At 58.0% G+C, this 21130-nt stretch carries 23 protein-coding genes; 8 read left to right on the top strand and 15 right to left on the bottom strand.

Annotation, left to right across the window (positions count from 1 at the left end; translation table 11 throughout):
• Positions 1 to 6 precede the first annotated feature (6 nt).
• From ACR0AJ_RS18235 to lepA, 6 genes are all read right to left on the bottom strand, one after another.
• A complete protein-coding gene (locus ACR0AJ_RS18235; protein ID WP_480741533.1) occupies positions 7 to 492 on the bottom strand; it encodes a hypothetical protein in 486 nt (161 codons plus the stop codon).
• A 131-nt stretch (positions 493 to 623) separates the two neighbouring features.
• Entirely contained in the window at positions 624 to 803 is a 180-nt protein-coding gene (locus tag ACR0AJ_RS18230; RefSeq protein ID WP_170362555.1) for a CTP synthetase, read from the bottom strand.
• Positions 804 to 902: 99 nt separating this feature from the next.
• On the bottom strand, positions 903 to 1223 hold the full coding sequence (locus ACR0AJ_RS18225) for a hypothetical protein (protein WP_170362554.1): 321 nt from the start codon (positions 1221 to 1223) through the stop codon (positions 903 to 905).
• A gap of 159 nt (positions 1224 to 1382) precedes the next feature.
• On the bottom strand, positions 1383 to 1625 hold the full coding sequence (locus ACR0AJ_RS18220) for a hypothetical protein (protein WP_170362553.1): 243 nt from the start codon (positions 1623 to 1625) through the stop codon (positions 1383 to 1385).
• 277 nt (positions 1626 to 1902) lie between these two features.
• Positions 1903 to 2925 (bottom strand): hypothetical protein, encoded by a 1023-nt coding sequence (locus ACR0AJ_RS18215; RefSeq protein WP_480741531.1) that lies wholly within the window; start codon positions 2923 to 2925, stop codon positions 1903 to 1905.
• A 117-nt stretch (positions 2926 to 3042) separates the two neighbouring features.
• On the bottom strand, positions 3043 to 4842 hold the full coding sequence (lepA, locus tag ACR0AJ_RS18210; protein ID WP_480741529.1) for a translation elongation factor 4: 1800 nt from the start codon (positions 4840 to 4842) through the stop codon (positions 3043 to 3045).
• Between the two features lie 163 nt (positions 4843 to 5005).
• On the opposite strand from lepA, the gene ACR0AJ_RS18205 reads away from it, so the two are divergent.
• The 3 genes from ACR0AJ_RS18205 to ACR0AJ_RS18195 all read left to right on the top strand — a co-directional run bounded on the left by ACR0AJ_RS18205 (position 5006) and on the right by ACR0AJ_RS18195 (position 7422).
• A complete protein-coding gene (locus ACR0AJ_RS18205) occupies positions 5006 to 6112 on the top strand; it encodes a Hint domain-containing protein (RefSeq protein ID WP_480741527.1) in 1107 nt (368 codons plus the stop codon).
• The gene (locus tag ACR0AJ_RS18200) at positions 6109 to 6414 is read left to right on the top strand and encodes a hypothetical protein (RefSeq protein ID WP_170351356.1); all 306 of its coding nucleotides are present in this window, start codon (positions 6109 to 6111) and stop codon (positions 6412 to 6414) included. The genes ACR0AJ_RS18205 and ACR0AJ_RS18200 overlap by 4 nt, the downstream gene beginning before the upstream one ends.
• Positions 6415 to 6480: 66 nt before the next feature.
• The gene (locus ACR0AJ_RS18195; protein ID WP_170414383.1) at positions 6481 to 7422 is read left to right on the top strand and encodes a LysR family transcriptional regulator; all 942 of its coding nucleotides are present in this window, start codon (positions 6481 to 6483) and stop codon (positions 7420 to 7422) included.
• On the opposite strand, the gene ACR0AJ_RS18190 is transcribed toward ACR0AJ_RS18195, so the two are convergent.
• Positions 7419 to 7862 (bottom strand): low molecular weight protein-tyrosine-phosphatase, encoded by a 444-nt coding sequence (locus ACR0AJ_RS18190; RefSeq protein ID WP_170379235.1) that lies wholly within the window; start codon positions 7860 to 7862, stop codon positions 7419 to 7421. The genes ACR0AJ_RS18195 and ACR0AJ_RS18190 overlap by 4 nt on opposite strands.
• A gap of 28 nt (positions 7863 to 7890) precedes the next feature.
• On the opposite strand from ACR0AJ_RS18190, the gene ACR0AJ_RS18185 reads away from it, so the two are divergent.
• Entirely contained in the window at positions 7891 to 8586 is a 696-nt protein-coding gene (locus tag ACR0AJ_RS18185; RefSeq protein ID WP_170379233.1) for an NAD-dependent deacylase, read from the top strand.
• A gap of 60 nt (positions 8587 to 8646) precedes the next feature.
• Entirely contained in the window at positions 8647 to 9255 is a 609-nt protein-coding gene (locus ACR0AJ_RS18180; protein ID WP_170351359.1) for an HdeD family acid-resistance protein, read from the top strand.
• An 87-nt stretch (positions 9256 to 9342) separates the two neighbouring features.
• On the opposite strand, the gene ACR0AJ_RS18175 is transcribed toward ACR0AJ_RS18180, so the two are convergent.
• The 5 genes from ACR0AJ_RS18175 to meaB form a co-directional block, all read right to left on the bottom strand.
• A complete protein-coding gene (locus tag ACR0AJ_RS18175; RefSeq protein ID WP_170362548.1) occupies positions 9343 to 9816 on the bottom strand; it encodes a copper chaperone PCu(A)C in 474 nt (157 codons plus the stop codon).
• A 41-nt stretch (positions 9817 to 9857) separates the two neighbouring features.
• Positions 9858 to 10208: a hypothetical protein gene (locus tag ACR0AJ_RS18170; protein ID WP_170379163.1), complete on the bottom strand. Its 351-nt coding sequence runs from the start codon at positions 10206 to 10208 to the stop codon at positions 9858 to 9860.
• Between the two features lie 402 nt (positions 10209 to 10610).
• Positions 10611 to 10898, bottom strand: a complete 288-nt coding sequence (rpmB, locus tag ACR0AJ_RS18165) for a 50S ribosomal protein L28 (RefSeq protein WP_050603240.1) — start codon at positions 10896 to 10898, stop codon at positions 10611 to 10613.
• Positions 10899 to 11044: 146 nt separating this feature from the next.
• Complete coding sequence (locus tag ACR0AJ_RS18160; protein ID WP_480649080.1) at positions 11045 to 12214, bottom strand: Hint domain-containing protein; 1170 nt, start codon at positions 12212 to 12214, stop codon at positions 11045 to 11047.
• 100 nt (positions 12215 to 12314) lie between these two features.
• Positions 12315 to 13292, bottom strand: coding sequence for a methylmalonyl Co-A mutase-associated GTPase MeaB (gene meaB, locus ACR0AJ_RS18155; RefSeq protein ID WP_170351482.1), 978 nt, complete (start codon positions 13290 to 13292; stop codon positions 12315 to 12317).
• 205 nt (positions 13293 to 13497) lie between these two features.
• On the opposite strand from meaB, the gene hrpB reads away from it, so the two are divergent.
• From hrpB to ACR0AJ_RS18140, 3 genes are all read left to right on the top strand, one after another.
• Complete coding sequence (hrpB, locus tag ACR0AJ_RS18150) at positions 13498 to 15939, top strand: ATP-dependent helicase HrpB (RefSeq protein ID WP_480741525.1); 2442 nt, start codon at positions 13498 to 13500, stop codon at positions 15937 to 15939.
• Positions 15940 to 16051: 112 nt separating this feature from the next.
• Positions 16052 to 16510 (top strand): NUDIX hydrolase, encoded by a 459-nt coding sequence (locus tag ACR0AJ_RS18145; protein ID WP_170351364.1) that lies wholly within the window; start codon positions 16052 to 16054, stop codon positions 16508 to 16510.
• A 94-nt stretch (positions 16511 to 16604) separates the two neighbouring features.
• The gene (locus ACR0AJ_RS18140; protein WP_170351365.1) at positions 16605 to 18083 is read left to right on the top strand and encodes an inorganic phosphate transporter; all 1479 of its coding nucleotides are present in this window, start codon (positions 16605 to 16607) and stop codon (positions 18081 to 18083) included.
• A gap of 6 nt (positions 18084 to 18089) precedes the next feature.
• Here ACR0AJ_RS18140 and ACR0AJ_RS18135 read toward each other — a convergent pair whose 3' ends face one another.
• From ACR0AJ_RS18135 to ACR0AJ_RS18125, 3 genes are all read right to left on the bottom strand, one after another.
• Positions 18090 to 19064 carry a 2-dehydropantoate 2-reductase gene (locus tag ACR0AJ_RS18135; RefSeq protein WP_480741523.1) on the bottom strand — a complete coding sequence of 325 codons (975 nt, stop codon included), beginning with the start codon at positions 19062 to 19064 and terminating at the stop codon, positions 18090 to 18092.
• A 65-nt stretch (positions 19065 to 19129) separates the two neighbouring features.
• A complete protein-coding gene (locus ACR0AJ_RS18130) occupies positions 19130 to 20092 on the bottom strand; it encodes a pirin family protein (protein ID WP_170351367.1) in 963 nt (320 codons plus the stop codon).
• A gap of 126 nt (positions 20093 to 20218) precedes the next feature.
• Complete coding sequence (locus tag ACR0AJ_RS18125) at positions 20219 to 21061, bottom strand: phytanoyl-CoA dioxygenase family protein (protein ID WP_170351368.1); 843 nt, start codon at positions 21059 to 21061, stop codon at positions 20219 to 20221.
• Positions 21062 to 21130: the final 69 nt, after the last annotated feature.

Raw genomic sequence — 21130 nt, 5'->3', positions numbered from 1 at the left:
ATTGATCTATTCGATTGTGATACTACCTGTGATCGTATTCACGAACTTCTTGGTGTCAGGATCAGTCAGCGACGAAAAACTCCCGCTTCCAGTGGCGCTGGCCCAACTGCCCGAACCGCCCGAGACGGTCCAGTCGCCCGTCAAAGCCCCATCCGCACCAAGGCCCGTGGCCGTCCAGGTCATCACCGCCTTATCGCCCGAGGTGGTATCGAACACACAATTCCCGGTGCCCGAGACCGCAGCCCCGTTGACTAGCAGCGCACCGAAGCACGAACCCGTTGCCCCCTCCAGCGGGTGCCCGGCGGTGACTTCGAAACTGTCATAGTCGGTCTGCGTTTTGACCACGGCGTTCCCGTCCGAGATGCCATAGACCTGGTTTGCGTTCACCCCCGTGCCCTTGGCTGCGGCGTCATAGGTCTCGGCCTGGGCCAAACCTGCGGACAAGCCTAGGGTCAGAACTGTGGCTGCGATCGTCGTTAAGAATTTGTGCATAATAACCTCTCATTTCTGAGGGTCATGCGTTGCAGGCACCCGAAGAAAAAAGCCGCCCAAACGCGGTCCCCCGCGGACACAATAACAGATTGAGATGTGTGCGTCTAAAGCGGGGAACTATGCACCACGGATCAGCTTTCGAGCTTGCGGGCCACCAGATACGAAACCGGGAACGCCGCCACAAACCCCACGACAGCTGCGACCAGAATATGCGTCGCCGACGTGTAACCCATTGCCAAAACCGCAATTACAGCGGACCCGGCAAGGGTGGAACCAAGAAAGATGTGAAGGATCAGCATCAGGGTCAGCATAGGGTGCCTCGTTTTTCCAGTCTGTTTTCGCGCACCTTAAAACCAAGCTTGAGGGTGATCCTTGATCTGGGTCAGAATAAGTGGAAGTTCGAGGCGCGATCAGGCCCATGCCAAGGCCGTGCCGACCAGGACTAGGCCAATCCCGGCGACTTCGCGACCAGAGAAGTTTTCGCCGAACAGGAAGTAAGAGGCGATGGCGATCAGGATGACCTCGGCCCCCAGAATGCCGGTATAGATGATGCCCAACCGTTCCTCGCGCAGCGCGGCAAGCTCCAGTGTCGCCCCGGCCAGCAGGGTTGCAACGATCAGCAGGCCGAGGCCCACGCCGGGGAGTTTCCACCAGAACTTCATCGCGATCATGGCCACGGAATAGAGGCCCGCCGACCCGAGGGCGATGATGGGGATCATGGATGTGGACATCTGCGCCTCCTGCCGAGGGTTCCGTTGGGTCAAGTGTAGCAGGAGGGTGCGGTTGGGGCTGTGAGGTGGGTCACAGTGGGATCATGGGGTGAACACCCACTTCACGGGCGATGCCCAATTGCACCGCCCGCTTTGTCAAACCAGATCGGTGACGTGGCGCTAGTTCAGTCCGAGCATGTCCTTGGCCTGAGCCAGTGTCGCGACCGACGCGTCATGGTCGCCTGCATCATGCAGCGCGGCACCTTCGTCGCGCCATGTTTCGACCTGCGTGATCTGTTCGGCGGACAGGTCGGGACCCGCGGCCAGAGCGGCATCAATGGCGGCAATATCGGCGGGGCATTGCCCGGCAAAGGCGGGCGCCGCGAGCAGGCAGAATGCAGCGACCAGAGACAGATGTTTCATAGGTTCATCCTCCCGTTTTTTGGGTGTGATGAGAATACCATGAAACGGGTCAGGCCCGGAGGGCGTTAGCGTCCGACCCGGCGGATCGGCAGGGGATGGCTGATAAAGGGGCTATCGAACGGGCGGAGCCCCGGGGCGCAAACGCGCCGCCCCGTTTTGCCGGAAGCAAGCCTTCGGCTTGACGGGGGCGGATCGGCGCGGCCCGGCGGTGCCGCCGGGCGGATCAGCAAAGCTTATAACAGCGATAACACTCGCTTAGTTGCTCACACAATTCCCGTTACCGGTTGATGCCTTCTGATGTGACTATTTTGGACAACGCATCGAGCGGAACTAACGAAAGGGAAAAGTCTTTTCCGTGTCCACCTAGCACCCATCTTCGAAGTCTCCAAAATAGCTCTTTAGGTCCCTCAGAAGTCGCTTTGGCCACAAGAAAACCACTTGAGGTAGCCCCTATCAAATGTCCTTTTATTGAATTCTCAGCACCCTGAGCATCTGACAAAAAAACCTCCACTGGATCGTGGTACAATATGGATCTCAATCTGCTTTCACCCAGTAAAAAAGTGGACAACGCCAATGCGACGAACAATAAACCTGGAAAAACTGGATCGTTTGCCACAAGTTTGAACCTTCTTTTCTCACGATCAATAAAGGAAGCACTTTCAGTTATTGTGATATCAGGTTCTCTTGACCGCCCGAATAAGCTTCGGAAGGTTTTAGCCAATCTACTTGCAAATGTACCGCGAGGCACAGGGTTTGACGATACCCTTCGCACTACGATTACGTATAAAAGGAGCGAGATAAACAATGTTTGCAGTAGAAATCTAATATACTCGCCAAAGACCAATAGTTGCTGACACACTACAATGGAAACACCAAAAAACGCAGCGCCAGCCATAACAAACGACGGAGCGGTTTTTCTAGTGCTCCATGCACGGTCCTTTGAAATTTTATCTGCTTCGCTATAGAAAAATGCGCACAGCCGACACAACATAGCCCCCGAGGCAAAAATCAAACCTAGCCTTACAAGCTCAGAAAGCAAAAGCTTGTTATCAATTAACAACATCGACGGAGCGGAAAACTTGCTAAAAAAGCCAGCGAAATAAATGGATACCAATCCACCAATAGCAATCAGTGGACCCAACCACCATTTGACCTTCGCCCACAACCATAGGGCACCCCTGTAAGTCCGTCTTAGTTTAGCCTCCCCGTCTTCTATCTTCTTAATTTGAATAGACGTCGCCTTTGTTGAAAGTCGCTCAAGACTCTTCAAATATCTTTTTTTCTGAGCGGAAATCTTCATTTGGTTCCTTATTTTTACCTAACAAAAAAATTAGTCATTACTAAAAACTGAAATTATTGCCTTGCTTTGCGAAATAACACAGCAAAGCAATACTAAATCCAAACGACGTTATCGAAGTCACCCATCCATCTTCAAAGCCGAAATAAACGCCTCCTGCGGGATATCGACTTTCCCAAACTGGCGCATCTTCTTCTTACCCGCCTTCTGCTTGTCCAGCAGTTTGCGTTTCCGCGTGGCGTCGCCTCCGTAGCATTTCGCGGTCACGTCCTTGCGCAGCGCCGAGAGGGTCTCGCGCGCGATGACCTTGCCGCCGATGGCCGCCTGGATCGGGATTTTGAACATGTGGCGCGGGATCAGGTCTTTTAGCTTTTCGCACATCGCCCGGCCCCGCATCTCGGCCCGATCGCGGTGAACCATGGTCGACAGCGCGTCGACCGGTTCGTCATTCACCAGCACCGACATCTTGACCAGATTATCCTCGGTATAGCCCGTCATCTGGTAGTCAAACGAGGCATAGCCCTTGGTCACCGATTTCAGGCGGTCGTAGAAGTCGAAGACGACCTCGTTCAGCGGCAGGTCATAGACGACCATGGCGCGGCTGCCCGCATAGGTCAGGTCTAGCTGGATGCCGCGGCGGTCCTGGCAAAGTTTCAGCACGTCGCCGAGGTATTCGTCGGGCACCAGAATGGTCGCCTTGATGCGCGGCTCCTCGATATGGTCGACCTTGGACGGGTCGGGCATGTCGGCGGGGTTGTGCAGCTCAATCATCTCGCCGTCTTTCATGTAGACGTGATAGATCACCGACGGCGCGGTGGTGATGAGCTCGATATCGTATTCGCGTTCGATGCGGTCGCGGATGACCTCAAGGTGCAGAAGGCCCAGGAAGCCGCAGCGGAAGCCAAAGCCCAGCGCTGCCGAGGTTTCCATTTCGAAGCTGAAGCTGGCGTCGTTGAGCGCCAGCTTGTCGATCGCATCGCGCAGGTCTTCGAATTCGGAACTGTCGACGGGGAAAAGACCACAGAACACCACCGGCTGCGCGGGTTTGAAGCCTGTCAGGGCCTCTTCGGTGCCGTTACGGTCATTGGTGATGGTGTCACCGACGCGGGTGTCGCGGACCTGTTTGATCGAAGCGGTGAGAAAGCCGATCTCACCAGGGCCAAGCGAGTCCACCATCTCCATCTCGGGGCGGAAAACACCGACGCGGTCCACATGGTGCAGGGTGCCGTTCGACATGAACTTGACCCGCATCCCCTTTTTCAGCGTGCCGTCCATGATGCGGACCAGAACGATGACGCCGAGATAGGCGTCGTACCACGAATCCACCAGCATCGCCTTGAGCGGTGCATCCAGATTGCCCTGCGGTGCGGGCAGTTGCTGCACGATGGCTTCAAGCGTCTCATGGATGCCCTGCCCCGTCTTGGCCGAGACCTGAATGGCGTCGGTCGCGTCGATGCCGATGACGTCTTCGATCTGTTCGGCCACGCGGTCACAATCGGACGCGGGCAGATCGATCTTGTTCAGCACCGGCACGATCTCATGATCGGCGTCGATGGCCTGATAGACGTTCGCCAGCGTCTGCGCCTCAACCCCTTGGGTCGAGTCCACAACCAGTAGCGAGCCCTCGACCGCGCGCATGGACCGGCTGACCTCATAGGCGAAGTCCACGTGGCCGGGGGTGTCGATCAGGTTCAGCACGTAATGCTCGCCGTTGTCGGCGGTATAGTCGATGCGGACCGTGTTGGCCTTGATGGTGATGCCACGCTCGCGTTCGATATCCATGCTGTCGAGCAGCTGTTCTTTCATGTCGCGATCCTTGACCGTTCCGGTCTCTTGGATGAGCCGGTCAGCAAGGGTGGATTTGCCATGGTCGATATGCGCGACGATGGAGAAATTGCGGATATGAGCGAGGTCTGTCATGGGTTGGGATATGTCCGGAGATTTGGGTCTCGTCAAGCCGTGAAGCGTTGCAGCATAGGCGCGCAGTGGGTCTTTCTACCTAAATGCATTTACCCAGTATTTGCGAACGGATAGGATTATGCCGTTGATTGGCCCGAACACTAACAAGAAAGCAGTTTAAACGTTGGCCGACTATTCGATTTTCGTTCTTGGTGAAAGCCAACTGTCGATCACGGTGCCTCAGGGGTTGGACGGTATCACTCAGGGCACGGGCATACATTTGATCGGTCAGACGATCACGATTGACTCTCGCGCGGCGACCGAGGTCTTCATCACCGACGCGGGAAGCGACACCAATTTTGCCGACAACGATGGAAATCAGCGTTTGGATGGCGACCAGACGATAGACGGCACGCTATTCACCGACGGCACGCGAGTTGAGGCTGAGTACGGCATCACCTTAACAGATGGAGTGAACACTTGGCAGGCGGTTGCGTTCAACGTAACCAACTCTTCTCCGGCATACGCAACCGTTGAGGGGATTGCCTTTATCGGAGGGCCCGGTCAGTTTCCCCCCGCTGGCGTGCCCTTGACCGTTGTCAGCACGCAGGAAGGCCCGAGCTTTGATGAAAGCGAATATGTTACACCGATCTGCTATGATGCTGGAACTTTAATTGAAACGGAACAGGGTCACCTGCCCATCGAAGCATTGAAGCCGGGTGACAAGGTTTGGACACAGGATGATGGGTTTGTTTCGGTGCAATGGACGGGTGTCCAGGATGTCATTGCTGCAGGCCGCTTCAAACTAGTGAAAATTCCCGTTGGCGTTCTATCCAACTTTGCCCCGCTCAAAGTCTCCCAGCAACATAGGATATTGATTTCACATCCATTGGCCGAGTTGTTGTTCGCAGAGAATGAAGTTTTTGTCCCCGCCATAAGCCTTGTGGATGCCGGTATCGCATATCTGACTACAGATCGAACGGCGCGCTTTCATCACTTTTTACTGGAACGGCATAACGTCGTCCGGGCGAACGGCGCAGCCTCCGAAAGTCTGCTGGCCGCATGTTTGGCGGATCAGCCAAACCCGGACAGGCTATTTTTTCCCGAACTCACGGGGCGTGTTATGGAAACAACAGACACGGCAAGACTGGCCTTAAAACGCCGTGAGGCCGCATTTTTGCTCCAATCGCTGTTGTCCATTGATCCGCAAACCCGATTGATTCATACTCCGCCGCAGACCGAGAGGGGCGTCAGATCACTCCGGGCAGGCAAAAACGAGGCAAGAGCATGAAAAAGTTCCTCCTAATCGCACTTTGTGCCACATCTCTGACGGCGATAGCACCGGTCGAAGCTGCGCAGATCAAACGGGCGTGTCTGGCGTCTGATCGTACAGCCGCGACACGGGATCGATGCAACTGCATTCAACGCGTGGCCAATCAGGCATTGACCCGCAGCGATCAGAAAACCGTCGCGAAGTGGTTCACCGACCCCCACCAGGCGCAAGAGTTGAAGATGTCGCAAACTGCGCGCGATGATGCGCTGTGGGATCGGTATCAGAACTTTGGCCAGATGGCACAGGCGATCTGCAGCTAAGGCATTCTGAATCCTTGACCTGATCCGTCCTGCGCCCCAGAAAAGGCGCAGCGAAAGGTGTATCCAATGGTAATGAAAGGGCTGACCCTGCGTGGGCTCGAAGTGTTCGAAGCCTTGGCGCGGACGGGATCGGTGGCGCAGGCGGCCGAGATCACCGGGCTCAGCCAGCCTTCAGTGTCACAGCAATTGCGTAATCTGGAAAACGCTCTTGGCACCGAATTGGTGGATCACGGGCGACGCCCGATGCGGCTTACCCAGGCCGGGCACAGCTTTCTGGCACGAACCGAGTCAGTTCTGGCCGAGCTGCAAATAGCACAAAGCGAGTTGACCGTGATGGACCTGGGGCACCTCACCACTTTGTCCATCGGGCTGATCGACGACTTTGACAATGACCTGACGCCTCGATTGGCGACCCTATTGGCCGACAGCCTGACACGGTCGAATTTCAAGCTCATTACCCTGCCCAGCCTGGATCTGTTCGCCGAGTTGGAAGCGCAACGCCTGCACCTGATGGTCTCGGCCCATTCCGGCGAAGTGCTTGAAGGTGTGGTCGAATATCCCTTGGTCCGCGACCCATTTATTCTGGTGACCCCCAAGGGGGTCGACAATGCCACGCAGGACCTGCCCTTTCTGCGCTATGCCCGTGAACAGCTGATCAGCCGCCAGATCGAGTCGCATCTGGCGCGGCAGCAACAGAAATATGAGGAACGGTTCGAGATCGGTTCGCATCTTGCCTTAATGGCCATGGTCGCACGCGGGTTGGGCTGGGCGATCACAACACCGCTGGGCTATATGCGGGCAGCGCGTTTCCACGACGCGCTGGCGGTCCATCCCGTACCATTCGGAGAGTTTTCGCGCACAATTTCCCTGTTCACGCGCACCGATTGGTCCGATCAGGTTCCACAAGAGGTCGCGGGCATGATGCGTCGCCTTATGCGCAATCAGATCGTCGACCCGGCGTTGGTGCAACTGCCATGGCTGACGGATAAACTGAAAGTAATGGGCTAGGCCCGCAGATGCGCTTGAAGCCCTTCAACGGCAGCTTCGATTAGGTCCAGCGCCCCGTCGAAATCACGGGTGTAATACGGATCGGGTACATGATCGGCACCCGTTTCGGGTGCGAAATCGGTGAGCAACTGTACAGGGGTAGTGCTCCCAGCGGGGCGCAACGCCTCGATACTTGCAATGTTTTTGGCGTCCATACCGATGATCAAATCGAACCGTTCGAAATCCTCGGCTACAAACAGCCGGGCTCGCAGGTCGCTAAGGTCAATTTCGCGGGCCTGTGCCGCTGCCTGCATCGGCCCATAAGGCGGATTACCAATATGCCAACCCGAGGTTCCGGCGCTATCGGTGGTGTGATGCGGCGCGCGGGCGCGAAACACGCCTTCGGCAGCAGGAGAACGGCAGATATTGCCGAGACAGACAAAGAGGATACGGTGGGTCATGGGCCAAGGTGTAACGCGAAGGGCAATGATGGAAAAGATCGTCATACTGACAGGGGCCGGTATTTCTGCCGAAAGCGGGTTGGGCACCTTCCGCGATGAAGGCGGGTTATGGGCACAACACCGGATTGAGGACGTCGCCACTCCCGAAGGTTTCGCCCGCGATCCCGCTCTGGTTCACCGGTTCTACAACGCCCGACGCGTGCAGGCCGCCAAGGCCAAACCTAACGCTGCGCATGCCGCGCTGGCACGGTTGCAAATGGACTTTCCCGGCGAGGTGGTGATCGTCACTCAGAACGTCGACAGCCTGCACGAATCTGGCGGCGCCGAGCATGTGATCCACATGCATGGCACGTTGGCCGGAGCGTTTTGCCCGGCATGCAGCCACCGCTGGGCATCACCACCCGAGATGGCCGTGGGCGAACCCTGCCCTACCTGCGGTGCCGCCACCGCGCGACCGGATGTGGTCTGGTTTGGCGAGATGCCCTATCACATGGACGCAATCTACGACCATCTGGCCGAAGCGACCCTGTTTGCTGCCATCGGCACCTCGGGTCAGGTCTATCCAGCCGCCGCCTTCGTTCATGAAGCCTTGCAATCCGGCGCCCGCACGGTCGAACTGAACCTCGAACCTTCAACCGGAGCCTCCAGTTTTGATGAGGTCATTCTCGGCCCCGCAACGGAAACAGTCCCATCTTGGGTAGATGGCTTGCTCAGCCCCAGATGACAGCAGACACCGGCAGGATTTTCCGTTTATAGTGAAGGCCTAACCAGCTGGGAGAGCATCATGTCAGACCCTCAATCCCCGCACGAGGAAATCCTCGAGGATGGCACTTTGGACGGCCGCGACGCTTTGGGCGATCAACTCGCGGGACTGTGGTGGACGTTCCTGTTGCGCGGCATCTTCGCTGGGGCACTGGGCATCGCTGCGCTGTTCTGGCCGACAGGCAGCATTTCACTGCTGTTGCGTCTGGTCGGTCTGCTTCTGATCGTGGATGGCGGCCTGACTTTGCTGGGCTTTGGTCGGCGTGGATTGATAGGGGGCGTAGGGGTCGGCGCCCTGTTGATCGGTCTGGTACTTCTCCTGTGGCCCGAAGGCGTGGCGCGGCTGACCTTCTTCTTGTTAGGGGCGTGGGCCCTGATCATCGGCGTTGGCTCGCTGATGGCATGGCGGCAAATGTCGGATCAACACCCCGATGCGCCCTCAGTGCGCAATTCCGGGGTCATAGCGCTGCTGATCGGGTTGGTGCTGATCTTCTGGCCCGGCAGCGGAATGGTGGCGCTGGGATGGGCCATTGCCTTCGGGGCCCTGGCCTTTTCGGCGGTGATGTTCTGGCTGACCGCCCGGTTCAAACGCGCCCATGACCGGGTCGCCATGCGCGTGGTCAATCGCTAACCACCTCCGGAAACGGCAACAGGCCGGGCAAAGCCCGACCTGACGCATGGATGAGGGCCGCAGCGCGGCCTGAAGACAGGCGTAGCCTCAGTTCGAATGTGTCCCGTGGCCGCCAGCGTCCTGACGTTCCAGATCAACCGGCACCTCGATCTCGATCTCTCCGGCCTTCTCAAAAATCAGCGTCACCGGTACGGTCGCGCCTTGCTCGAATGGGGCAGTCAGCCCCATGAACATCACATGGTCGCCACCGCGCTTCAGCATGTGGGTTTCACCGGCTGGAATGACAAAACCTTCTTCGACGTGCATCATCTTAGCTACGCCGTTGTCATCAATCTTGTGGGTATGCAGCTCAACACGTGCAGACGCATCGGATTCCACGCCAATCAACCGGTCGTCAGCCTCGCCCGTGTTTTTGATCATCATAAAGGCAGCACCGGCCTTGGCTGCTTTGCCTGCGGAGCGCGCATAGGCGTCATCAACGGCAATCGTATCCTGAGCAAAAGCAGATGTTGCCAGCGTTGCAGCGACCAGAGTGATCAGAAGTTTGGATTTGAGGGACATTGCACCTCTCCTTGTATAAGTGTCTGAAAGAAAATGTGTCTTCAGATCACAACCGGAGGCGCGCGCGCCGGTCTGAAGGGAACCGGCAGGGCAACCAGATTACCCGCCTTGCGCAAAGGCGCGGGCTGAAACTGTTCTGGCGCAACGGGCATGGCGGCTGCCGGGACAACGACCGCCCCCAAGAGGGTCAGCGCGTATTCAGGGCAGAAATGAGGGGGCTGAGTCGGCTGGCCTTCGGCGTCCATATAGACCACCACCGGGCCTGTACCAGTGCAAAGCACCATCTGCCCCACCGCCCTGTCCATTCCGCGCGATGCAGCCACCCCCTGCCCTGTCAGAATGACAAGCAGCGAAAGCGCCAAAGGCAGAAATCTGTTCAGAACGGGTTTCATCCTGCGCCTGATATAGGCCGGACTCAAAGCGGGCTTCAAGCGCAATCGAATACGCCTGAAACCCGCAACCACTGGGTTCGTGTCAGCTGTCCACGCCAGGACGTTTGACGGACCCTTTGGTCAGGCTCGTATGCAACCTGTTCACCTGTCGTTGCATCCGAAAGCATGTCCCAAACGTCTTGCCAAAAAAGGCAGCCAACAGGGAGAGGAAATCAGACAATTTAAAAGACATGGGGGTAAACTCCGCCAGATGAATATGACCAAACATAAAACAGTCTTGGCGCAGGGTATGTGAACAATATCACCGTGGCTGAAAATTTAATTCCAGTTCAGGAGCAGGCCGCGCAAGAAAAAACCCTGCACCTTGCGGTACAGGGTTGAATTCTTTCAAGGAAAAAGGGCTTAGGCCGTGGCTTGCGCCTTGGCAATTTCCTTTTTCACTTTCAGTGCGTTTGCCGACAGCTCTTCGTCCTTGGCTTTGGCCAGGAACGCGTCCAGACCACCACGGTGGTCGACCGAGCGCAGTGCAGCCGCCGAGATGCGCAGCTTGACGCCACGACCCAGGGTCTCGGACTGAAGGGTAACGTCGTTCAGGTTCGGCAGAAAACGACGACGAGTTCTGTTTTTGGCGTGGCTGACATTGTTGCCAGTCATCGGGCCTTTTCCGGTCAGTTCGCAACGGCGCGACATGGTTTCTTCCTTTGTTTCTGGAGGCCGGGCATGATGCCAGCGGCCAAATCACAAGGGGCGCAACCCGAAGTCGCGCCCGAAAACTGGTTGGATGCGTGTAGTGGGAATCGCCAGAAGGGTCAAGACAGATCGCGCGAAATCTTTGCTCAGGCATCACCGGGCGGTTGGATACACGCCTGCAAAAGCGGTTTTTTGTTCTTGCGATGGCGTTCCAACAGATGCGACTGCTGCCGTCCGCGCGGAATATAGCGGGCGGGCCGCGGTGTCAGTTTCTTTTCGATCAGCTCAGGAAATATCTCAAAAATCTCGCGGCGGGCCTCTGAACTCAGAGTTTTCAGCGCCTCGGGCCCTGTAAACAGGCTTTCTGTCGGCGCGCCTTCGGCAAAGATGACCTGATGTTGATCGAAAAGCAGATGGTAGTACTCAACCGATGTGACGTCTTTGTCCACGAATATACCGGGCAAGGCTGTTAGCTTGATGGCGGGAATCAGCACTTCGCGTTCGTCGAACATGCGTTGGGCAATGGGGGACTGGACCAGCATCCGATGCTGTCGCGAGACCAATAAGTCCCGACTTGGAAAACCGCCGCCCAGCGCCCCTGCCAGAATTCGAATGGGATAAAGTTTGGGGTTCCCCTTCAATCCGTCTAGATCAAAGCGTCGCCTCCCGATCCAGCGAATCTTTTGCAACCCCTTACCCAGTGTCTCAATCATGTCACCGGTGCAGAGATCTTGGATAAGCACCGGGCCGGATCGTGTCAAAATCTCAGTGTCGCGTGTGAAGCATGGAACCCCTGTTCCGTTCTCGAATGCCTGATAAGAGACGGACGGCCCAGACGGTAGGTTCGACGGCAGGATAAAAGTGCCGCTTGAGACCGAGTAGGAAACACCTTCGGCAACGGTGAAAGTTCCAAACGTATCGTCGGTGACGACCGTACCGACGGGCAGGTTCAAGCTGTCCGTTCCGCCGCCACCGCGAACGTCGCCCGTTACGTTTGTGCTGTTGATGTTCAGGGTGTCGTTGCCCTGCCCCAGCCGAACATCACCAACGGTAGATCCCTGAAGGTTGACCGTATCATCATCAATTCCGGCATTCACTTGCCCGACCACAGTACTGCCGGTGATAACGATATCGTCGTCTCCGCGATTGCCCCGCACAGAACCGGAAATCGTACTGTTGGTAACGGTTACGTCGTCATCGCCCTGTCTGGCGCGAATATTGTCAATTGGTCCGGGTACCGTTGTCCCGTTTAAAGAACCGGTATTGTCGGTGACTTCAATGTCGTCGTCGTTATTCGTCCCGTTGATATCGGGCATGTTCGACGGTTCCTGTCGCCTGAGCCAATCGCACAACTCAAAATTGCATTCGCGTCGATCTTACACGACAAATGATGAACGCGCCACTCTGCCCGGCCGGTTAGTCTGCCGCCAATTCAGTCAGCATTTGTTTGGCCGCGATCGATGGGCTAAGGACACCTTCACCTACCTGAGTGCTGAAACGATCCATCATCGCACGCGCCTGTGGTGTTTCGAGCCGGGCCAACAGGGCATGCCGGACCTCTTGATCGAACCAATATCGCGCTTGATTGGTTCGATTGGCCTCCCAATGGCCAGCTTCACGCCGCCAATCAGTCAGCGATTGCATTTCGGACCACGCGTCTTCCAAGCCGTGTTCTTCCACCGCCGACACTGTCATAGCCTTGGGAAAGGTCTCGGGGTCCTGCGGGCGCTTTCGCAACAGGCGCAGCGCTCCGGCATAGTCAGCGCAGGTGCGGATGGCAGTAGGCTTCAGATCTCCGTCAGCCTTGTTGATCAGAATCATGTCGGCCATTTCCATGATGCCGCGCTTGACACCTTGCAATTCGTCTCCGCCTGCTGGGGCCAGCAGCAACAGGAACAGGTCGGACATTTCGGACACAACGGTTTCCGACTGGCCCACACCCACGGTTTCGATCAGCACCACATCGAAAGCGGCGGCCTCGCACAGGGCAATCGCCTCGCGCGTACGTCGGGCCACACCACCCAGATGCGACTGGCTGGGGGATGGGCGGATAAAGGCGTTTCTCTCGCGGCTCAGACGTTCCATCCGGGTTTTGTCGCCCAGAATCGAGCCTCCGGAGCGGGACGAGCTAGGGTCAACCGCCAGCACCGCCACCCGCAGCCCCTGGGCGATCAGCATCATGCCAAAGCTTTCGATAAAGGTGGATTTGCCAACCCCTGGCGTCCCTGACAGGCCGATACGCAGCGATTGCCGTTTGGATTTAGCCAGATGCGCCAGCAATTCGGTCGCCTGTGCCCGGTGATCCTCACGGCCGCTTTCGACCAGAGTGATGGCGCGGGCAAGTGCGCGCCGCTCACCGTTCAAAATCCTGTCGCTCAGGCTGTCTATGTCCATTTCATCCTCGATGTGTTGCGGCACGACTACTTGCCGCCCCGACAAACTGTTTGTCCAGACTGGACCGCTGCGGAAATACGCCGCACACCAATTATTCGCACCCATGTGTTGCCGTTCCTCCGCTGTTAGCGGTTGCGCTACTCCTGTTCGCGCCGCGCACATGGCGGAACTGGACCTTGCCGTTTCGTTGGCGGATAAAGCCCGCATGACACGACTGCCCATTGAAGACGCCATCCCAGACCTGCTTGCGGCCCTCCAGGATTCAGGCCGCGCTGTTCTTCAGGCCCCTCCGGGGGCAGGTAAAACAACACGAGTTCCCCTGGCGATACTCGAGGCGGGCTTGTGCGAAGGCAAGATCGTGATGTTGGAGCCGCGCAGATTGGCCGCGCGCGCTGCTGCCGAAAGGATGGCCGACACTTTGGGCCAACGCGCGGGTGAGACCGTAGGTTATCGGGTGCGGGGCGAAGCCAAGGTTTCAAAATCAACCCGGGTCGAGGTCGTGACCGAAGGCATTCTGACCCGGATGTTGCAATCCAATCCCGACTTACCGGGTGTGGACGCCGTGATTTTCGACGAATTCCACGAACGATCCCTGAACGCCGATCTGGGATTGGCCCTTTGTTTGGAAGTCACCGGCGCTCTGCGGGATGACCTGATGCTACTGGCCATGTCGGCAACGTTGGATGCCGAGCCGGTTGGACGGTTGATGGGCGCGCCAATGGTCACCTCCGAAGGGCGCAGTTTTCCGGTCGAAACACACTGGCTGGACCGCCCTTTGGGGGCGCAGGCACGGCGGCTGGACGCTCTGGTCGATCTGGTTGTTCAGGCTGAAAGGGACACGCGCAAAACCGGCGGCGGGGTGTTGGTGTTCTTGCCAGGTGAGGGTGAAATTCGCCGGGCCGAGGCCGCCTTGTCCGCGCGCCTGCCGGAGAACTGCGTGCTGCGCCCCCTATTCGGGGCCATGCCTTTTGCCGCCCAGCGCGCTGCGATTGCGCCGGTGGATCAAGGGCGCAAAGTGGTGTTGGCCACGTCGATTGCCGAAACCTCACTGACCATTCCCGACATTCGGGTCGTGGTTGATATGGGGCAAGCGCGACGGGCGCGGTTCGATCCCGGTTCGGGCATGTCCCGTTTGGTAACCGAGCGTGTAACCCGCGCCGAAGCCACCCAGCGCGCCGGTCGCGCAGGCCGCGTGGCCGAGGGCAAGTGCTATCGGTTGTGGTCCAAGGGTGAAGAAGGTGCGTTGTCTGCTTATCCTCCGGCCGAGATCGAGGCCGCGGACCTGACAGGTTTGGCATTGGAACTGGCGCTGTGGGGTGCCGAACCGGGCGATCTGGCCTTTCTGACACCGCCGCCCGAAGGCACGATGGCCGAGTCAAAGGCTCTGCTGACGATGCTGGGCGCGCTGGATGCCAAGGGGCGGATTACCGAACACGGGCGCGCCCTGGCTGCCCTGCCCCTGCATCCGCGTCTGGGTCATATGTTGGTGTCTGCCGGTTCCGGTGCCGCCACTTTGGCCGCATTGATGGCCGAACGCGATCCGCTAAAGGGCGCGCCGTCAGACCTTTTGCTGCGGCTAGAGGCGCTGCGCGACATCCGCGCGTTTCAACGCAACCGCGTCTGGCAAGTGAATTCGGGCGCAGTGGATCGGATCAAAGCCGAAACCAAACGTCTGCGTACCAAGGGCCAGGCCAGTGATCTGAGCCCCGCCGCCATGGCCGCGTCGGCCTATCCCGACCGCATCGGACAGCGCCGCAAGGGTGACGTTCCCCGCTATGTTCTGTCAGGCGGCAAAGGTGTGGTGCTGGACAGCGGCGATACGCTGGCCGCGGCACCTTATCTGGTGGTCACGGACACCGACGGCAATCCGCGCGAAGCACGGGTGCGCATGGCCGCCCAGATCAGCGAAGGCGAAATCCGCGATCTGTTTGCCGGGCAAATCAGCTGGGTCGACAGCTGCGCCTGGTCAAAACGCGACCGCCGGGTGGTGGCGCGCAAACAGGAAAGGTTCGGCGCGATTACGCTGAGCGACCGTCTGTGGAAGGACGTGCCGGACGATGCCGTGGCGCAGGCCATGCTGGATGGCGTGCGCGATCTTGGATTGCGTCTGGACGGGGCGGCGGCGCGGTTGGCGGCGCGCGTTGAATTGGTGCGGGCCGAAGGGGCTGATCTGCCTGACTTTACCATCGAAGGGCTGACCGAGTCGCTTGAGGACTGGCTGCTGCCCATGCTCTCGGGCGTACGCAACGCCGAAGAGTGGAAGCGGTTTGACCTGCTGCCCGCTCTGCGCGCCCGGCTAGACTGGACCCAGGCGCAAGAATTGGATCGCCGCGCGCCCGGATCGTTCGAAACACCGCTGGGCCGAAAGGTGCCGATTGATTATGGCGGCGCGGTGCCTGAGATTTCCGTGCGCCTGCAAGAGTTGTTTGGCGTCACGCAGCATCCGGTTGTGGGGGGCGAGGCGTTGAAAATCACCCTGCTTTCTCCTGCGCAACGACCGATCCAGATCACCCGTGATCTACCGGGATTCTGGGCGGGCTCTTACGCCGATGTTCGCAAGGATATGCGCGCGCAATACCCCAAGCATCCCTGGCCCGAAGACCCGACACAGGCCAACCCAACCCTGCGCGCCAAACGGCGGAAATAACCGCGACCCCGACATTTGTGATAGAGTCGGCTCAGGCAATTGTTTGTATCAGCCCTATTTCACTGTTATGTGCCGGCGTTTCAGGCAAGAAAAGCACAGGATCGATCGACCAATGACGAAATGGCTGCGAAAAATCTGGGACGAGGTCGCCCGACCTATTTTCCTGCGCCCGCAACGGGTACAGTTTGCAGCCCTTTGCACCCGTGAAACCCCAAGCGGACCAGAGGTTCTATTGATCACAAGTCGCGACACCGGGCGCTGGATCATTCCCAAAGGTTGGCCGGTTGATGGCATGGACGGTGCCGAAACTGCACTGCAGGAGGCGTGGGAGGAAGCAGGCGTGCGGGCGCCGAACCCCTCCAAGGAACCGATCGGGCACTATACTTACGATAAAATCCTGAACGATGGCACGGCCTATCCCGTTCTGACCAGTGTCTACCGGGTTGATGTTCAGGATCTGGAAGATGACTTTCCCGAAGCTGGCAAACGCGAGCGGGTCTGGGTTTCGCCCTCAACTGCGGCTGATCGTGTTAACGAGCCGGAATTGCGCGATTTGCTGCTGCAAGTGTGATAGTTTCGCAAAAAATTGATAACATAACTGTTGTCCCGAGGGGGGAAACCGTCTAGCCGCGTGCCGAAATGCACTGGCTGCTTGAAAAAAGATCATGTCGAATTTGACCTCGAAATCCCGCTGGCAGGCTCTGGACAGCGACCTTCACCGTATCTCGCGCGTTGAGAATGCCAACGCCCATGTGGCGCGCCCGCTGTTGGCCCCTGGTATTTCGCTGGCCTTTATTGCGCTTGCCGGGTTGTCGGCGGCGATAGTGTTCGGGCTGGCGGATGGCGGCCTGATCGTTGCTGCGGCAGCCGCCTTTGGGGCCTATATGGCGATCAATATCGGTGCCAATGACGTGGCCAACAACATGGGGCCCGCGGTTGGTGCCAACGCACTGACCATGGGTGGTGCTATCGTCATCGCCGCCATTGCCGAAAGCGCCGGTGCCCTGTTGGCAGGCGGAGATGTCGTTTCGACCATCTCTAAGGGGATCATCGATCCGGCCTCGGTTCAAACCAGCAATGTATTCATCTGGGCAATGATGGCCGCGCTGATTTCGTCGGCCTTATGGGTCAACCTGGCCACATGGGTCGGGGCACCGGTGTCAACTACGCACTCGGTTGTCGGCGGCGTGATGGGGGCCGGCATCGCCGCAGCGGGTCTGAGCGCCGTCAACTGGAGCACAATGAGCGCGATTGCCGCAAGCTGGGTAATCTCGCCTGTATTGGGTGGGTTGATCGCGGCTGGGTTTCTGGCGCTGATCAAAGCCAAGATTCAATATCAGGACGATAAAATAGCGGCTGCACGGCGCTGGCTTCCGATCCTTGTGGCCGTAATGGCTGCGGCGTTTGCCACCTACCTGGCCGTTAAGGGTCTTAAGCGGATCGTGAAGATTGAGCTTGAGGTGGCGCTGCTGATCGGCCTTGCAACGGGGTTCCTGGTCTGGTCGGTCACGGTGCCCTGGGTACGGCACAAATCCGAGGGGATGGAAAACCGCACCAAATCACTGAAAACTCTGTTTGGCCTACCGCTGGTCATCTCGGCCACATTCCTCAGCTTTGCGCATGGCGCCAATGACGTGGCCAACGCGGTCGGCCCCCTGGCCGCTATCGTACACGCAGCGGAATTCGGCGACTTTGCCGCAAAAGTTGCGATCCCCAACTGGGTCATGGTGATCGGAGCCTTTGGAATTTCGTTCGGCCTGTTTCTATTCGGGCCCAAATTGATCCGCATGGTCGGTAGTCAGATCACCAAACTGAACCCAATGCGGGCCTTCTGCGTGGCGCTGTCCGCAGCCATTACCGTTATCGTGGCCAGCTGGCTTGGCCTGCCGGTCAGCTCAACTCATATTGCCGTAGGCGGCGTGTTTGGGGTTGGTTTCTATCGCGAATGGCATTCAGATCGCCGGTGGAAACACTCCAACCGCCAGCGCCCGGTCGAACAGCGGCTGGCCCGGGAAGAGCATCAGCGCCGCAAGCTGGTGCGGCGTTCACACTTCATGACCATCGTGGCCGCCTGGGTGATCACGGTCCCCGCAGCCGCGGCGATGTCAGCGACAATATTTCTAATCCTGACGGCCTTCGCCTAATCCGGCCTAAGACGCAATTTGATCCACAGAAATCGCGTTTTCAGGCGCGTCCTCGATCAAATCTCGTATCTTGGCGCAGATCGGGGTTTCGACGCCAATTTGCGCGCCCAGGCGAATGATCTCACCCTGAAGACTGTCGATTTCAGTCGGGCGACCTGCCATCAGATCATACGCCATCGAGGTGCGCGCGCTGGGGTCAATGGTCAGCATTCGCGCAGCGATCCTGGAAAAGATCGGCGTTGGCAGGCGCAGGATATGCGGCGTCATCCATGCAGGCAGCGGAGTAGTCGAAGCAACCGGATGGTTCGCGGCGTTCAACACCATCAGAGCCTCGGTCATCTGATCCGCCATCAGGCGTCGCCAGTTCCGGTCCAGCAGTTGATCTTTCAACGTCATCCCCGACAGCGCATTCAGCGCGTTGTTGAGGTTGATTACCAGCTTACCCCATTGGACCGCTTCGATGTCATCGCTTTCCACAACCGGCATGTCAGCACTACTCAGCCTCTGACCCAGCGCACCGGGACCGCTTTGGATGACGATCTCACCAGAGGTGGCGCGATGAAAGCTGGCCGGTTCAGTCGGCACCACATTGAACGGCACCATTCCGGCGCGCACGTCATGCTCTGACAGAACCATGCGCAAAGTACGGGCGTTTTCCATACCGTTTTGCCACGATACCACCGGAATTGAGATGGGCGTGTATTCCGCGATCTGCGCAGCCATTTCCGCTGTGGCACCTGATTTAACGGTCACGATGACGACTTGGGCACCGGCCAGACAGGTTGCATCTTCGGTCAGGGTCAAATCTTGCGCGGCCACATGCCGGGTCAGGCCCGAAAAATCCGAAATCGTCAGTCCTCTTTCTTGGATCGGATCTAATATGCGTGCACGGCCCAAAAGGGTAACGACATGCCCTGAGTGCGCCAACAATGCCCCGCAATAGCATCCGATACTGCCTGCACCCGCGATCACGATTTTCATGGCATCCCTCCCGGCGCAAAGGATCGCCGGGAACGAGGGCACGGACAAGACCCCCTGACGTCTGGTCAGCGTGCGCGCCTTGGCCGTGTCCGTTCCAGTTCATCCGAGATCGGTATGAACTCTTGATCATCACCCGGCGGCAGGTGGAACGCACCTTTCGCCCAATCGGCGGTTTTCCATTCACGCGTGGCGGCCTCGATCTTTTCCTTCGAGGATGACACAAAATTCCACCAGATATAGCGCTCTTCGTTCAATGTCGCCCCGCCCAGCAGCATCAACCGCGCGCCTTGCGGCCCAGCCTTGACTGAAAGGGGATCGCCGGGGCGGAACACCATCATACGGCCCTGTGTGAACGTATCGCCTGCGATCTCGACGGAACCTTGGGTGACATAAACACCCCGGTCTTCATGGTCATCCGGCAAAGGAAACGACGCGCCGGGATCAAGTCGCACGTCCAGATAGAAGGTCTCGGACAGCATCGTAACCGGGCTGGTTTCACCATAAGCTGACCCCAGGATTAAACGGGCGCTGACACCTTGGTCCTGAATATGTGGCAGCGCACCTTGCTTGTGATGCTCGAAATCCGGAGCCATATCCTCATGCGCTTCGGGCAATGCTATCCAGGTCTGGATGCCGAACAGGCTGTGTTTCTTGTCTCGTGTCTTCTGACTGGTCCTTTCGGAATGAGTCACCCCGCGCCCGGCAACCATCCAGTTGACCTCGCCGGGGTAAATCATTTGATGCGTGCCAAGACTGTCGCGATGCTCGAACTCTCCTTGATAGAGATACGTCACCGTCCCAAGACCGATATGCGGGTGTGGTCGGACGTCGATGCCGTCACCAGTCAGGAATTCGGCTGGACCTACTTGGTCAAAAAAGATGAATGGCCCAACCAGCTGCCGTTTACTCGAGGGCAGCGCCCTACGTACTTCGAACCCGCCCAGATCACGAGCGCGCGGAATGATCAATGTGTCCAGCGCCGTGTTGTGTGACAGAGATTCGAGGCTTTGGGTCGGGTTCCAACTCATTGCTGCGCTCCTGCGATCAGGTAGTTGCGTTCACCATCGCAGAATACACGGTATTTTCAGCTTGAGTATTCGCCATTTCGCACAGATTAAGTGCAATTTCGATGTTATGTTATTTCATCCCATTGCTCAAAGTGCCTCTCTTGGCCAAAGCCGGGGGAAAAACGGCCCGTCGATGCGGTCGCCTTCGCTGTAACCGGCGGCCTCGAACTGCGCACGTTCGTCTTTCGCCCAATCTCCGCGATATCGGATAATCCCGTCCGGCGCTGTCATCCGCAGGCTAAACCGACGCACTGTTTCCGTCGGCGTGACCGAGGACAGACCACCATGCAGTGTTCGCATATCGAAATAGATGCAATCCCCTAATTCCATATCCCACTGCAACAAGTCATAGGCGCCGGGATCGGCGTTGATATCCGGGGGCTGGTGATACGTTCGGCCTGCGACCTCAGTGGCCCCAAGACTGGGATGACCATCCGCAAACCGAACCCGCATGAACAGCTTGTCCCACAGATGCGAGCCTTTGACGAAGGCAATGCCGTTTTCTTTAGTCACCGGTTCAAGAGGCAGCCAAAGGACGCACATAGTGCCTTCGAAATCGAAATAGGACAGGTCCTGATGAAAGGGTGGGCGCGAGGTCGATCCGGCCTCACGCAGGAACCAGTTATCCATCACAAGGTTGATCGACGGCGCATCCAATAAACCCGCAGCCAGTGGGGCGCACGGCGAGTGATGCACGAAATCCCTAAATTGCGGAATCTTGTTCCACGCCCAGAAATCCTCGAAATAAGCAGGGGCGTCTGGGTCCTTGGTGTGACGAGTGAAATTGTCGGTCGGGTTGGCCAGGTCCGCACTGATACCTTCGCGCAACAAGTCCAACCAATGTTCCGAGAATTTCGAGCGCAGCACAACGGCACCGTCCCGCTTGAAGGCTGCAATTTCGTCGGGCGAAACCGATTGTGTCTTGTCCATTTTTCAGCCTTTCGCATCGTTATACCGACGATGGCACCGCAACCAGCACAGGGTCAAAGAAATTCGCTG

The organism is Ruegeria sp. CJ9 (assembly GCF_056536625.1).
The sequence above is the reverse complement of the archived record's forward strand: the minus strand, read 5'-3'. Positions and strand labels throughout refer to the sequence as shown.

Bases quoted from the DNA above. Each gene is read 5' to 3' on its own strand.
- rpmB (WP_050603240.1), bottom strand. From the start codon at position 10,898: ATGTCGCGCCGTTGCGAACTGACCGGAAAAGGCCCGATGACTGGCAAC.
- hrpB (WP_480741525.1), top strand. From the start codon at position 13,498: ATGACACGACTGCCCATTGAAGACGCCATCCCAGACCTGCTTGCGGCC.
- ACR0AJ_RS18125 (WP_170351368.1), bottom strand. From the start codon at position 21,061: ATGGACAAGACACAATCGGTTTCGCCCGACGAAATTGCAGCCTTCAAG.
- ACR0AJ_RS18200 (WP_170351356.1), top strand. From the start codon at position 6,109: ATGAAAAAGTTCCTCCTAATCGCACTTTGTGCCACATCTCTGACGGCG.
- ACR0AJ_RS18195 (WP_170414383.1), top strand. From the start codon at position 6,481: ATGGTAATGAAAGGGCTGACCCTGCGTGGGCTCGAAGTGTTCGAAGCC.
- ACR0AJ_RS18215 (WP_480741531.1), bottom strand. From the start codon at position 2,925: ATGAAGATTTCCGCTCAGAAAAAAAGATATTTGAAGAGTCTTGAGCGA.
- ACR0AJ_RS18160 (WP_480649080.1), bottom strand. From the start codon at position 12,214: ATGCCCGATATCAACGGGACGAATAACGACGACGACATTGAAGTCACC.
- ACR0AJ_RS18175 (WP_170362548.1), bottom strand. From the start codon at position 9,816: ATGTCCCTCAAATCCAAACTTCTGATCACTCTGGTCGCTGCAACGCTG.
- lepA (WP_480741529.1), bottom strand. From the start codon at position 4,842: ATGACAGACCTCGCTCATATCCGCAATTTCTCCATCGTCGCGCATATC.
- ACR0AJ_RS18230 (WP_170362555.1), bottom strand. From the start codon at position 803: ATGCTGACCCTGATGCTGATCCTTCACATCTTTCTTGGTTCCACCCTT.
- ACR0AJ_RS18180 (WP_170351359.1), top strand. From the start codon at position 8,647: ATGTCAGACCCTCAATCCCCGCACGAGGAAATCCTCGAGGATGGCACT.
- ACR0AJ_RS18130 (WP_170351367.1), bottom strand. From the start codon at position 20,092: ATGAGTTGGAACCCGACCCAAAGCCTCGAATCTCTGTCACACAACACG.
- ACR0AJ_RS18185 (WP_170379233.1), top strand. From the start codon at position 7,891: ATGGAAAAGATCGTCATACTGACAGGGGCCGGTATTTCTGCCGAAAGC.
- ACR0AJ_RS18235 (WP_480741533.1), bottom strand. From the start codon at position 492: ATGCACAAATTCTTAACGACGATCGCAGCCACAGTTCTGACCCTAGGC.
- ACR0AJ_RS18220 (WP_170362553.1), bottom strand. From the start codon at position 1,625: ATGAAACATCTGTCTCTGGTCGCTGCATTCTGCCTGCTCGCGGCGCCC.
- ACR0AJ_RS18225 (WP_170362554.1), bottom strand. From the start codon at position 1,223: ATGTCCACATCCATGATCCCCATCATCGCCCTCGGGTCGGCGGGCCTC.
- ACR0AJ_RS18190 (WP_170379235.1), bottom strand. From the start codon at position 7,862: ATGACCCACCGTATCCTCTTTGTCTGTCTCGGCAATATCTGCCGTTCT.
- meaB (WP_170351482.1), bottom strand. From the start codon at position 13,292: ATGGACATAGACAGCCTGAGCGACAGGATTTTGAACGGTGAGCGGCGC.
- ACR0AJ_RS18140 (WP_170351365.1), top strand. From the start codon at position 16,605: ATGTCGAATTTGACCTCGAAATCCCGCTGGCAGGCTCTGGACAGCGAC.
- ACR0AJ_RS18135 (WP_480741523.1), bottom strand. From the start codon at position 19,064: ATGAAAATCGTGATCGCGGGTGCAGGCAGTATCGGATGCTATTGCGGG.
- ACR0AJ_RS18170 (WP_170379163.1), bottom strand. From the start codon at position 10,208: ATGAAACCCGTTCTGAACAGATTTCTGCCTTTGGCGCTTTCGCTGCTT.
- ACR0AJ_RS18145 (WP_170351364.1), top strand. From the start codon at position 16,052: ATGACGAAATGGCTGCGAAAAATCTGGGACGAGGTCGCCCGACCTATT.